10 protein-coding genes and 1 pseudogene are annotated in these 12,195 nt (G+C 66.5%); 4 read left to right on the forward strand and 7 right to left on the reverse strand.

The window, feature by feature from the left end; all coding sequences use genetic code 11:
• Window positions 1-26: 26 nt before the first annotated feature.
• From QMG52_RS04345 to QMG52_RS04370, 6 genes are read right to left on the reverse strand one after another with little or no spacing between them, the layout of a single operon-like run.
• Entirely contained in the window at window positions 27-1,397 is a 1,371-nt protein-coding gene (locus tag QMG52_RS04345) for a PfkB family carbohydrate kinase (RefSeq protein WP_283559202.1), read from the reverse strand.
• Window positions 1,394-2,137 (reverse strand): D-sedoheptulose-7-phosphate isomerase, encoded by a 744-nt coding sequence (locus QMG52_RS04350; protein ID WP_283559203.1) that lies wholly within the window; start codon window positions 2,135-2,137, stop codon window positions 1,394-1,396. The genes QMG52_RS04345 and QMG52_RS04350 overlap by 4 nt, the downstream gene beginning before the upstream one ends.
• Window positions 2,134-3,456 carry a glycosyltransferase gene (locus QMG52_RS04355; RefSeq protein WP_283559204.1) on the reverse strand — a complete coding sequence of 441 codons (1,323 nt, stop codon included), beginning with the start codon at window positions 3,454-3,456 and terminating at the stop codon, window positions 2,134-2,136. The genes QMG52_RS04350 and QMG52_RS04355 overlap by 4 nt, the downstream gene beginning before the upstream one ends.
• On the reverse strand, window positions 3,453-4,463 hold the full coding sequence (locus QMG52_RS04360) for a glycosyltransferase (RefSeq protein ID WP_283559205.1): 1,011 nt from the start codon (window positions 4,461-4,463) through the stop codon (window positions 3,453-3,455). Before QMG52_RS04360 ends, QMG52_RS04355 begins: the two co-directional genes overlap by 4 nt.
• Window positions 4,460-5,542, reverse strand: a complete 1,083-nt coding sequence (locus QMG52_RS04365) for a glycosyltransferase family 9 protein (RefSeq protein ID WP_283559206.1) — start codon at window positions 5,540-5,542, stop codon at window positions 4,460-4,462. The genes QMG52_RS04360 and QMG52_RS04365 overlap by 4 nt, the downstream gene beginning before the upstream one ends.
• Window positions 5,539-6,231, reverse strand: a complete 693-nt coding sequence (locus QMG52_RS04370; RefSeq protein ID WP_283559207.1) for a D-glycero-alpha-D-manno-heptose-1,7-bisphosphate 7-phosphatase — start codon at window positions 6,229-6,231, stop codon at window positions 5,539-5,541. Before QMG52_RS04370 ends, QMG52_RS04365 begins: the two co-directional genes overlap by 4 nt.
• Window positions 6,232-6,443: 212 nt before the next feature.
• Between QMG52_RS04370 and QMG52_RS04375 the strand changes: the two genes are divergently transcribed.
• The 3 genes and pseudogenes from QMG52_RS04375 (at window position 6,444) to QMG52_RS04385 (ending at window position 10,338) form a co-directional block, all read left to right on the forward strand.
• Window positions 6,444-7,430 carry a glycosyltransferase family 9 protein gene (locus QMG52_RS04375; protein WP_283559208.1) on the forward strand — a complete coding sequence of 329 codons (987 nt, stop codon included), beginning with the start codon at window positions 6,444-6,446 and terminating at the stop codon, window positions 7,428-7,430.
• Window positions 7,431-7,819: 389 nt separating this feature from the next.
• A pseudogene (locus QMG52_RS04380) lies at window positions 7,820-9,557 on the forward strand (pyruvate dehydrogenase).
• Between the two features lie 427 nt (window positions 9,558-9,984).
• On the forward strand, window positions 9,985-10,338 hold the full coding sequence (locus tag QMG52_RS04385) for a hypothetical protein (protein WP_283559209.1): 354 nt from the start codon (window positions 9,985-9,987) through the stop codon (window positions 10,336-10,338).
• Between the two features lie 81 nt (window positions 10,339-10,419).
• Here QMG52_RS04385 and QMG52_RS04390 read toward each other — a convergent pair whose 3' ends face one another.
• Window positions 10,420-11,673, reverse strand: coding sequence for a phospholipase D-like domain-containing protein (locus QMG52_RS04390; protein WP_283559210.1), 1,254 nt, complete (start codon window positions 11,671-11,673; stop codon window positions 10,420-10,422).
• A 246-nt stretch (window positions 11,674-11,919) separates the two neighbouring features.
• On the opposite strand from QMG52_RS04390, the gene QMG52_RS04395 reads away from it, so the two are divergent.
• Window positions 11,920-12,138 (forward strand): hypothetical protein, encoded by a 219-nt coding sequence (locus tag QMG52_RS04395; RefSeq protein WP_283559211.1) that lies wholly within the window; start codon window positions 11,920-11,922, stop codon window positions 12,136-12,138.
• The last annotated feature ends 57 nt before the right edge of the window (window positions 12,139-12,195 follow it).

The following is a 12,195-nucleotide window of genomic DNA, read 5'->3' on the forward strand; positions in this document are numbered from 1 at the left end:
CCTCACTTCTCGTTGACGTGCAGTTGTCAGCCAGCTTCCGAGAGGGCGGCTGCCAGTTTGCTGGTGGAATGTGCCGGGTAGTACGGGACGGTGACGGTTCGGCCGCCCCAGGAACGGATCAGCCCGGCTTCTGGAAGTTCGTCGGCGTCGTAGTCGGCGCCCTTGACCCACAGGTCCGGGCGCAGACGTTCCAGGGCCGGTTCCGGGGTGTCCTCCTCAAAGACGAGCACGGCATCGACGCATTCCAGGGACAACAGCAGTTCCGCCCTGTCATGCTGGCCGATGATGGGCCGTTGGTCTCCCTTGAGCCTGCGGGTCGAGGCATCGGAGTTCAGGCAGACAATCAGGCAATCGCCCAGGGCCCGGGCAGCGGCCAGCGTCCGCGAATGACCGGCATGCAGCAGATCAAAACAGCCTCCGGTGGCCACAACGGTGCCGCCTTTTTCCCTCGTCAGCTGCGCCACACGGAGGGCATCGATGCTGTCGGAGCGCATCTGCACCGGTTGGCCGCCCTGACGGAGTGTCAGCACGCCGCCCGCGGCCAGGAAGGCCGCTGCCTCGTGGACAGCGGTATGTGCTGCACCCGCCAGATCCCGCCCGCTTCCCAGCTGCACTGCCAGGCTGGCGGCGAGGCGGTCACCGGCGCCGCAGGGATCGGCGACCTGCACCTTGGGTGCGGGGACGAGGTGCGGGACTCCGCCGTCACCGGTCAGCAGCATCGCCCCGCCGGCACCGAGGGTGACCAGTACGGCCCCGGTTTCCCAGCGCTGCAGTAAAACCGAACCGGCCAAGGCTGCGCCCGGAAGGGCATCCGCCGGAGCCCCGGCCACAGCGGCCCGGGTGGCCTCCGAAAGGTTTGGTGTGACGACCGTCGAGCCGGGGACGGGGTCCGCCCCGGACGGGTGTGGATCCCACACCAGCGGAATCTCACCGGCGCGTTGCTGAAGTGCCTCGCGCAGACGGCCGTTGAACGTCAGGCCGCGGCCGTAGTCGGACACCAGCAAGATGTCCGCCTCGTTGACGGCAGCCAGCATCGCAGCCGTGACGTCGGGGACCGAAGCCGGACCGCAGCCCTCGTCGAAACGGACAATCGGCTGGCCCTGGGCGCGGATCCGGGACTTCACCGGTGTGGCGGCTCCCGAGGCGCCGGAGACTACGTCGAGACAGGCGAGCGCCCCACGCAGATCCGCCGCGGCACGGTCATCGGAGAGCACCGTGACAAGACGGACCCGGTGGCCGTCCCGGGCGAGCATGGCGGCAACCAATCCCGCGCCGCCGGCCCGTCGGGTCACCCGGGAAACGTCCACCACCGGAACGGGAGCATCCGGGCACAGCCGGTCCGCGGTGCCATCCATGTCCACATCCAGCAGGACATCTCCCACGACGACGATATTCATTTGTTCCTCCCGGGCAAGCCGGCGGCCGCGCGTACCGGTCGTTGGGCCCGGGCGCGTGTTACTTCGGAGTCGAAGGCCCGGCAGAGAGCGTGCAAGGCAATCAGGTGCCCCTCCTGGGCATTCGCCGGGAGGGCATTGACGGCAATGAAGTCATCGCAGCTGCGGGTCAGGGGATTGGGTCCGCGCCCGGTCAGTGCCCAGGTGGATACGCCGGCCGCACGGGCCGCTTCCACCGCCTTGAGTAAATTTGGGCTACGGCCGCTGGTGGAAATCAGCAGCAGCACGTCGCCTACCCTGCCATGGGCACGGACCTGGCGGGCGAAGATCTCCTCATAGCCGTAGTCGTTGCCGATCGCCGTCAGAGCGGACGTTTCCGCGTGCAGCGCGATCGCTGAAAAGGGTTCCCGTTCGCCGTCGAACCGGCCGACCAGTTCCGCGGTGAGGTGTTGGGCCTCGGCCGCGGAACCGCCGTTGCCGGCCGTGAGAAGACGCTGGCCGCTCATGAGCCGGCGGGCCAGATCCGTCCCCCAGCGGCTCAAATGGTTTGCCTCACGCCGCAGCGACTCAAGCGCTGGTGCCACGTTGTCCAGGTGCTGGAGCACGGACAGCAACGCGGGACCGGCCGCCCCGGGGGCCGCCGCCGTATCGGAATCGTGAAGCAGCCGGGGCGCCGGGTCGGAAGGGGGAGCCGGTTGGGCGGAGTTGGGTTCGGTAGGCGCCGTGATGGGTTCAGTGGTCATAATGCTGTACCTTCCATCCTGTGCAGGCCTTCCCCGTACAGGCCTCCCCGGTACAGGCCTTCCCTGTGCCGGTACCCCCTGGGCAGGTCAGCGCGGGACAGCAACGAACTGAGCGTGTTTTGATAGAATTTTTCGGTTTCGGCGGCAACCCGCTCCCACGAGTACCGGGAGCGGACCCTCGCTTGCCCGGCCCGTCCCAGCCGCGCCCGCAGGGTAGCGTCCCTCAACAGCTCACCAACGGCGTCGGCGATCGCCGACGGATTCATGGGCGGAACCTGGAGCCCGGTGGAACGGTCGACGACGGTGTCGATCAGACCGCCAACCGCTGCGGCGACCACCGGAATGCCGCAGGCCATGGCCTCCAGCGGGACGATGCCAAAGGGCTCGTACCAGGGCGCACAGATGATCGCGTCGGCGCTGCGCAGCACCGCCGGCATGCTGTCCCGCGGCACCTGACCGCGCAGCGTCACGCGGTCCTCAACTCCCAGCTCCCGGGACAAGGCCAACAGACGGCGGGCCTCGGGATCGGCATCGAGCGCATGCGAATCGCCGGCCCCGCCCACCACGATGAGTTCGATGTCGTCGATCCCCGCCGCGCGCAGCAGCGGCAGGGCACGGATCACCAGATCCACGCCCTTACGGGGCACCAGCCGTCCCACACTGATGATCCGGTGCCGGCGTCCGCGGGCCTCCGCGGGACCGGTGGCGCAGAAAAGGTCCAGATCCACCCCGCAGGGTGCAATGGAGACCTTGGAACCGGAAACGCCCATCGTCTTGAGCTCGAAAAGCTCGTCTGAACATGTCGCGATGACCCGGTCGACGGCCCGTCCGACGGATGGCTCCAGCCACGCTCGTTCCGCGGGGCTGGTGTCCTGCGGGCCCTGATGGCGCCGCTTCACGGTGCCCAGGGCGTGGAACGTCTGGACCACCGGCACCGGGTAGCCGCCGCCGTCGAAGCGCCGCGCCGCATCAAGTGCGGCGACACCGGACATCCAGAAGTGGGCGTGCACGACATCCGGCGGATGGTCACCCCAGTCGGCGGCCAATCCGTCTGCCAGCACGCTCATATAGGGCAGCAGCTCATCCTTGGGAATGTGTTCCGCGGGTCCGGCGCTGACATGCACCACCTCGAGCCCGGGCTGCACCCGGACCCGCTCCGGAAGGTCGCTGCTGTCCCGGCGCGTGTAGACGGTGACATCGTGGCCCCGGCCGGCCAAGGCCACCGAGAGGGCTGCAACGTGGACATTCTGACCACCGGCGTCGACGCCGCCCAAGGCAGCCAGCGGGCTGGCATGTTCGGAAACCATCGAAATCTTCACAGCTGGCTCCTTGCCGTCATAGGTGTGCTCCGGCCCGTATCGCGGCGGCGGTGCGCATTTCCCAGCACTTCATCCCAGGCGCGGAGGAAGGCTGCCAGACCGAACCTGGCGAGCACCGCCTCGCGGGCGGCCCTACCGCGTCTGCGGGCTTCCTCCGGGTCGTTGATCAGCTCGGACGCCGCCGCGCACAGATCCTCGATGCTGGTGGAAATGGCGCCGGCCTCGGGCGGGACGGCCCGGCTCGCCTCGGTGCTGGCGAGCGCAATCACCGGCATGCCCAAATGCATGGCCTCCAGAAGGGCAAGGCCCAGCGAGGTCCAGCGCATCGGGTGAAGATAGACCCGGCAGCGGCTCAGCTGCTGGTGCAGCACCGCCGAAGGAAGATCCCCGCGGACGGTCAGTGAGTCGGGCGCAAGTCCCAAGGCCTGCGGCAGATTCTGCCCTCCCATGCCGAAGACCTCCAGCGGAGCCCGCTGTGAAAAGCGCGGCAGCAGATCCGTTCCGGTGACCCGCCACCGACGCACCGGTTCGTTGATCACCACGCCAAGATGGGGGATCTCTCCGGTGTACAAATACCCGGGATCGACAATCCCGTGCTCAATGACAACTGTCCGGGCGGCGCCGGTGTCCCAGAACAGTTGGTTAAAGTGAGTCACATGCACCACCGGGATGTCGGATTGGCCGGCCAGCGGGTGCAGCGACGTCGGCACATCCCCTTTCGGCGTGTTGTGCTCCAGGTAGACCGCAGGGATATCGCGGCCAGGGCGTCTGCCCAGGAGCTGTTCACAGGCGTCGAATTCTTCCGGACGCTGCAGGACGACGACGTCGACCTCAGCCTCCCGCAGGTCGGCCGCGTCCACCTCACGGGCATTGGCCGGCCAGTCCCGGCCGCCCCGGCCCAGGCCCCAGGATCCCCCTTCCGCGGTGACCGGCAGCAGGTATTCGTGCCCACCCTGGACGAATGCGTCCGTCCAGCCCCCGTGGACGTGCCACAACAGAACTTTCACCGTTTCTTCACTTCCCTTCGGGTCTGCAGCGAGGAAACGCCGCTGAGCAGCCGGTCAACGGCTTCCGCCACCTCTTCGGGTGAGACGGACGTAAGGCACGGATGGCCCGGCACCGGGCACTCCCGCGCCCTGCTGAGCCGGCAGAGCGCGTTTTGATCCCCCAACAGTTCCAAGGGAACACCGTAGGGAGCCCAGCGCACGGCCTGAACCACCGGCGAGAACAGCGAGACCACGGGAGTGCCGGTGGCCGCGGCCAGATGCGCCGGGCCTGTGTTGCCGGTAATGAGCACCGATGCCCCCGCCACGACTCCGGCGAGGGTGGCCAGATCGGTTTCCCCGCCCAGATCCAGCCCCGCCACACCGGCCACGGTGGCCGTGAGAGGGGTTTCGCCAGCGGAGCCGGTCACAACGACGCGGTACCCGGCGCCGCTGAGCAACTCGACCGCTGCCGCGTGGTGCAGCGCGGGCCACCGGCGCGAGGGTACAGCGGCGCCGGGATGGACGGCAATATAGGGCTCGGTCCCGACCAATGCGGTGACATCGGGGACATCCTTCACCCGCAGCCTCCCGTCGTCCCCGGGCCGGAGCAGGTAGCCGGCGGCACGGGCAATGGCAAGGGCCCGTTCCGCCTCGGGCTGGTCCTCCGGAAAGTCCTCGCCGGGACGGAGCCGGACATCCAACAAGGAGCCCGCATAGTCCGTGGAAGCTCCGGTGATCAGCGGGACCCCGGCCAGACGAAGCGCCAGAGCCAGTGGCAGGGGTGACTGATGGAAGGAGGTCAGAATGACCGCCTCGTCCACGGCTGCGGCGCGGACAAAGTCGATCAGCTGCTGCATCAGCGCGGCACTCGCGGCCGGGGCGGGATGGACGATCCAGGGGCACTCCCAGGTGAACTGGGCGGTAACTCCGGGCAACAATGCCCCTGCGGCTTCGCCCTGCGGGCCGGTGAGCAAAATCACGCCGGCCGGACGGGCGCCGACGCCGGTGCCACCTCCGCCGGCGATGGCCCGCACCGCCGGTCCCGCCAACAATACGTCCCCGGCGCTGTCGAGCCTGGCGACCAGAACGCGCCGGGTCATCGGGGACTCCGCGCGGGCCGGAGGGCGTCCTTTGGGTCGTGTTGCCATTGGCTCTGCGCAATGGCAAGTCCCTGTTGCCGAAGCGGCACCTCAGCCTGTCCTAGGGTGGGGGTCGCGCAGATATCGAGCAGAAGTTGGAGTGCGGCGTCAAGGGTTTCCGCGACCAAACGACTCTGTGCCACCTCGTGGGCCAGAGTCACCGCCGTCGGCACCAGGACACCGACGGCCCCGGCAGCCCGGGCGGCGTCGACATCGGAGCCAATATCGCCAACAAAGGCCGTCCGGGACGGTGATATCCCCAGTTCGCGGCACGCCGCGAAGATCATGCCGGGCTTGGGCTTGCGGCACCGACAGTCGCTGTGCGGGGCGTGCGGACAGATTTCCCACACGTCAAAGGCGCCGAACAGAGCGTCTACCCGGCGGTTGACGGCTTCCACCTGGCTGCCGGTCAGGAGCCCGCGGGCGATTCCCGACTGATTGCTGAGGACACCGGTCCGAACGCCGGCCCGGCGCACGGTGGCTACGGCGTTTACGGCTCCCGGTATTGGTACGACCAGCTCCGGATCCGAGTTATAAGGCTCGTCCACCACCAGCGTTCCGTCACGATCAAAGAGGACGGCATCAAAAAGGACGGCCAAAGATGGCGTGATCGCCGTCCGGGCCTTTTCGTCCTCGCCGGTACTCGTCATAAAGGCACTGTTCCCCAATGAATGCGGAGCTAAACAGGGCCCGTAGAAGTTCTTCTGCGCGTCTTAGGAACCACACACGGCAGGGCAGCGCTTTGGGCAGTCGTTCCAGGGATGAAGCAGGCCGGCAAAGCGGGCCGGCGAAGCGGGCCAAAGGCGCCGGAAGATGTGGACCGGTATGCGCTGTCGGGGGGAGGGCAGTAAGGTGTGGCGATATGGCCGTAGGCCGCCCAAATGATTTCCTCAGAAGGAGCCGCGTGGACAGCCTCCCCAGCGATGGCAGACCCGAAGTACTGGCCCTGCGGGCTCTCAAGCTGGGCGACCTGCTGGTGGCCGTCCCCGCACTGCATGCCCTCCGGCGCGCCTATCCCGGACACCGGCTGATTTATGCGGCGCGGGCTTGGCTTGCCCCTGCACTGGCGCTGGTCGGGGGCGTGGATACGCTGTTGGAAACGCAGGGGCTCGATGAGCCGCTGACGCTGTCCCCGGGACGCGTCGACGTCGCCGTCAATCTGCACGGCAGCGGTCCGGAAAGCCTGCGCCGTCTCGACGAGCTGGCTCCGGCCCGCCGTATCGGGCACCTCGGGCCCGGTTGGGAAGGACCCCCGTGGCGCTCTGGGCTGCACGAGCGTGAGCGCTGGGCGGCGCTGCTTCGCTGGCACGGAATTCCCGCCGACCCGCTGGATTACCGCCTGCAGCCGCCAACTGCGCGGAACCCGCTGCCCGGCGCCGCGGTGATCCATGTGGGCGCAGCATACGGGAGCAGGCTGTGGCCGGAGGACCGGTTTGCCGCGGTGGCCCGCCGGCTGGAATCGGCGGGTCAGCACGTGGCGTTCACCGGCAGCGAAGGGGAGCGCCCGCGGGCCCTGCGGGTTGCAGCTCTCGCGGGTCTGCCGGACGAGCGGGTCGGAGCCGGCATGCTCGGGCTCGGTGAATTTGCCGCCGTTATCGCGGGAGCGGCGATTGTGGTGTCGGCGGACACCGGCGCAGCGCACCTGGCATCGGCCTATGGGCGGCGTTCGATTGTCATTTTCGGCCCCGCACCGGTCTCCGAATGGGGGCCGCCGCCGGGCCCGCACATTGCGCTCACGAAGGAAGAGCTCCGCCGCGGAGATGTCTTTTCAGCCAGCCCGGATCCGGCCCTATTGGCAGTTTCCGTCCAAGATGTCCTCGCCGCGGCCCGGGAGCTGGGCAGCCTGTAGCGGGCGGGTGGCCGTCGGAAAATGCTGCCGCCCTCCGCGGCACGGGTTACGCTGCCGCCTCCGCAGCACGGACTATTCGGACACCTGACAGTGCCCCCGGTTGGGGGCGCGACGGCGGCCAGCACCTCGGCGTCACGTCCACCCGGAAGCCGTCCCCCCGGTCCAGTCATCAGTTCATCAACTCGTAGATGGCGCTACGGACCTGCGGGTTCTCCCAGTTCAGATCGGCTGCTTGGTCCATCGCCCTTGGGGCTGTCGGTGCCGGACCGGGATTCGAGGAACCTGTCGATGGCCCGGTGCGGACGGCGTCCATGCCGGTGAACTATATTGACGGTGGCAGCTAACCGGCCCGCCGGCGTCCGCGGGCATTACGTTCAGGAGCACCAGACATGTCCAAGGACCTTGCAACCCAGCTCATTGAACAGCTCCGGGCTGCGGGTGTTCAAAGAATTTACGGCATCGTCGGCGACAGCCTGAATCCGATCGTTGATGCCGTGCGCAAAACGGGGGGAACGGTGCAGGGCGGCATCGACTGGATTCATGTCCGGCACGAGGAGGCCGCAGCCTTTGCCGCCTCGGCCGAGGCCCAGCTGACCGGAAAACTCGCGGTCTGCGCCGGCTCCTGCGGACCCGGCAACCTGCACCTGATCAACGGGCTGTACGACGCCAACCGCACCGGCGCCCCCGTCCTGGCGATCGCCTCCCATATTCCGAGCCAGCAGATCGGCAGCGGCTTTTTCCAAGAGACCCACCCGGATCGCCTCTTTTCCGAATGCTCGGTGTATTCGGAACTCATCAGCACCGCAGCCCAGGCCCCCCGGGTCATGCACTGCGCCATCCAGCACGCCGTCGGGTTTCGCGGTGTCGCCGTCGTCACTCCTCCCGGCGATATCGCAGGCCTTGAGGCCGTCGCGGAAAGCCCGCAGCAAACGGCCTACACACCGGGGCGCTTGTCGCCCGACCCGCACAGCGTTCAGCTGCTGGCGGACGCCATCAACGCAGTGGACAAGGTAGCCATCTTTGCCGGCGCAGGGGTGCAGGGGGGCCACGACGAGGTGATTCAACTGGCCGAAGCGATCGGCGCGCCCATCGGCCACTCGCTGCGCGGCAAGGACTTCATCCAGTACGACAACCCCTATGACATTGGCATGACCGGGCTGCTCGGCTACGGGGCGGCGGCCGAAGGCATCAACGATGCGGACCTGCTGATCCTGCTCGGAACCGATTTTCCCTACGATCAGTTCCTGCCGCGGACACGCACGGCGCAGGTGGACCGGGCGGCGGAAAAACTGGGCCGGCGCACCGACGTTTACGGGGACGTGCTGCTCACCGTCGCGGCGCTCATTCCGCTGGTGAAACGCAAGAAGAACACGCGCTTTCTGGACCAGATGCTCAAGAAGCACGACCGGCTGATGAACAAGGCCGTGGGCGCTTACACCCGCAGGGCAGATAAGCTGGTGCCGATCCACCCCGAGTATGCCGCGTCGCTGTTGGACCAGGTGGCCAGCAGGGACGCCATTTTTACGGCCGACACGTGGATGTGCAACGTCTGGACCGCGCGTTACATCAACCCGCTGGGCACCCGCCGGCTGATCGGGTCTTACCTGCATGGCTCGATGGCCAATGCCCTGCCGCAGGCCATTGGTGCACAGCTGGCGTATCCGGGTCGCCAGGTCGTCTCCGTGTCCGGCGACGGTGGACTTGTCGATGCTGCTCGGCGAAATGGTCACCGCCGCAGCCCACCGGCTGCCGCTGAACATCGTTCTGTTCAACAACTCCACGCTGGGCATGGTCAAGCTGGAGATGCTCGTCGATGGGCTGCCCGACTACGGTGTCGACGTACCCGACACCAACTATGCCGCGGTCGCCACGGCCATGGGTTTTCACGCCGTCAGGGTCACCGACCCTGCCGACATTGAGGGCGCCTATCAGGCGGCCTTTGCACACCCGGGACCAGCATTAGTGGAGCTGATCACCGATCCCAGTGCGCTGTCGATTCCGCCCAAAATCACCGGTAACCAGGTCTTCGGTTTCGCCACAGCGATGTCCAAGGTGGTGCTTAATCGAGGCGCCGGCGAGGCCGTGAGCATGGCCCGAAGCAATCTGCGCAACGTCCCGCGACGCTAGCAGAACCGGAACCGGACCCGGATGGCAAAGGTTCCGCTCCAGATTGACTGCGCCGACGGCTTGCATCCACGCTGGTATGACTCGGGGCTCAAGGACATTGTTGCCGTGTTGATCGAAGAGTGCCGCCGCGGCGGAGGAAAACCGCTGAGCGTCGTGGGGCACAGTTTTGGCGGCTTGGGTGAGGGGTTGGCCCGCAACGGGCGGCGGGTGGACCGCCTGCTGACCGTAGGAGCCCAGCATGCCTACTGGCGGGATTACTGGCGGGGTTACCGGCGGGGCAACCGGACCGGCTCATTCGGGCGGCCCGGCTCATTCGGGCGGACCGGGGCCTGCGGTGTGGGGCCTGGGCGCGGGGGGACTCGAATTCCCGGCTGCCTCAGGCTACGCTGGCGGCAGGATCAATGGTCGATTCGAGGAGGATGGCGCGATGAGCTTATTGGACCTTGTGGCCAAGGGAATGCCGGTGGTCGACGCGAGCGGTAAGGTGATCGGCAAGGTGGAGCATGCGAAGCCTCCGAACCCGAAGGCGGCCGCCTTCGAGGAGGTGTATTCGGCAGCCGATCAGAATATCCTCTTCATGGGACTCAATTCGGTGCTCGGTACCGAGCCGAGGGTGCCGGAGGACACGGCGCGCCGGCTTTTCAGCAGCGGCTACGTCAAAATCGACGGTCGAGGTTTCCTGGCCCGAAACTCCTATGCCCCTGCCGATGAGATCGACCGGGTTGAGGAGGGAAAGGTGTACCTGAGCCTCAGCCGCCACGAATTACCGACGCAGGAATGATGGCCCTCCCCAATGTAGGGCAGCAGCGGCACCACCAGCCCCGATGGGGCGTGGTGGGGCCGCGCGTCCTGAGCGGTTGACCTACAGCAGCGGGCGTAACGGTGCGAGGATGGATTCGCTGAACCTAGCCGCAACCCTGCGGCCCGCCCATTCCTCCAGCGTCAGAACCCGGCTGTTGACGCTGTCGATTTCAAAAATGGTCTCCAGGTCGCGGGCCAGATCGTCGTTGTAGATCTCCATATTGATTTCGTAGTTTCCGGTCAGGCTCAAGCGGTCGATGTTGGCGGTGCCGACCGTGGACCACTGGCCGTCGATGGTGGCAGTCTTCGCATGCACCATGGCGTTCTGGTACAGCAGGATCGTCACGCCGTCGCGCAGCAGCGCGGTATAGAAGCCGCGCGAGAGCCAGTCAGAGAGCACGTGGTTGGAATCCTCCGGAAGGATGACCCGCACATCCACCCCGCGTCTGCTCGCTCCCAGCAAGGCATCGAGAATCTGCCGGTCCGGGATGAAGTAGGCCATCGTGATGTAGATATGGTGGCTTGCCCGGTCGATGGCATCCAAATAAACGCCCCGGATGGGGAACACCAGGCTGGAGGGGATGTTATTGACGGCGCGGACCCGAGGTTCCCAGAAGTCGGGGTTGCTTTCCTTCAGCTCCGGAAGCCTCTTGCGGTAGTGGTTCCAGACGGTGGCAAACGCCTGGCGCAGTTCCCACACCGACGGTCCTGCAATCTTCAGATGCGTGTCCCGCCATTGCGTGGCGTAGAGCGAGCCGATGTTGTAGCCGCCCACAAAGCCCACCTCGTCGTCGACGATCAGCATTTTGCGGTGGTCCAAACCGGTGCCGCGCACATTGGTGAAGATGATGGAAGGCCGCAGCACCGGAAACCGGATGACATGGATATCCGGGTGGAAGCGGAAGAAGGACCGCGGCACCACCAGGTTGGCGAAGGCATCGTAAATGACGTAAACCTTGACACCACGCTCGGCGGCCTCCGCGAGGGCAGCCTTGAATTCCTTACCGACCTTGTCGGCCTTCCAGATGTACGTTTCCATCATGATCCGGTGTTTGGCATTGCGGATCTGATCCAGCATGTCCTTGTACAGGTCTTCACCAAACGTGTAGACGGTGGTCGTGGAACCGGCTACCTCGCTTTCGAAAATGCCGGGACGGGGAAACCCTACGCGTTTGCTCCTGCCGCGCTTCCTAATCGTATCCATAATCACGAGGGCGGCAATGACCGCGCCTTGGAGGGCGAAAAAGCCCAAAATACTGCGCTGGACGGTGTGTTTAGCGACGTCAGCCGCGTGCCGGAGCCGATGCAATCTCATGATGGAACCTTAGCAAGCAGACCAACGGCAAGCAGACAAGCAGACAAGCAGTAAGCGGACAAAGGCAATCCGGGCGCGGAACGGCTGGCTTGCAGCACTGTTCCCGCCGCGTAAAAGGGCGGCTGAACCGGCACCAGTTGTCCTACCCTTCGCCGCGGCCCGATGCTAGCGTTAACAGGCACACAGGATGCCGGCTGGCGCAGGAGGATTTCCGTCGCGGCCGGCGGACGGCAGAGGAGCATTGCAATGAGCCAGTACGCATTCGGCATTGTTGAGTGGATATTCTGGATCGTCGCCATCGGCAGCGCCTGTCTGGCTCTGTTCCGGGCCGACGTGGTCTCGGCGGGTAGTTCCCCCGGCGTGCGGCAGCGGAGCGGAATTCTGCTGGGCCTGTGGATTGTGGCAGTGGTATGCGGCTTTCTTGGGCTGGTGACGGCCGCGCTGGCAACGCGGGCTTCCGTCTAGCGGCCCGACGGCGGCGCACGGCGGGGTGCCGTTGCCGGCGGAAGCACACGAACGCAT

Origin of the sequence: Paenarthrobacter sp. PH39-S1 (assembly GCF_030063245.1) — a bacterium.
Taxonomy (GTDB): Bacteria; Actinomycetota; Actinomycetes; order Actinomycetales; family Micrococcaceae; genus Arthrobacter_M.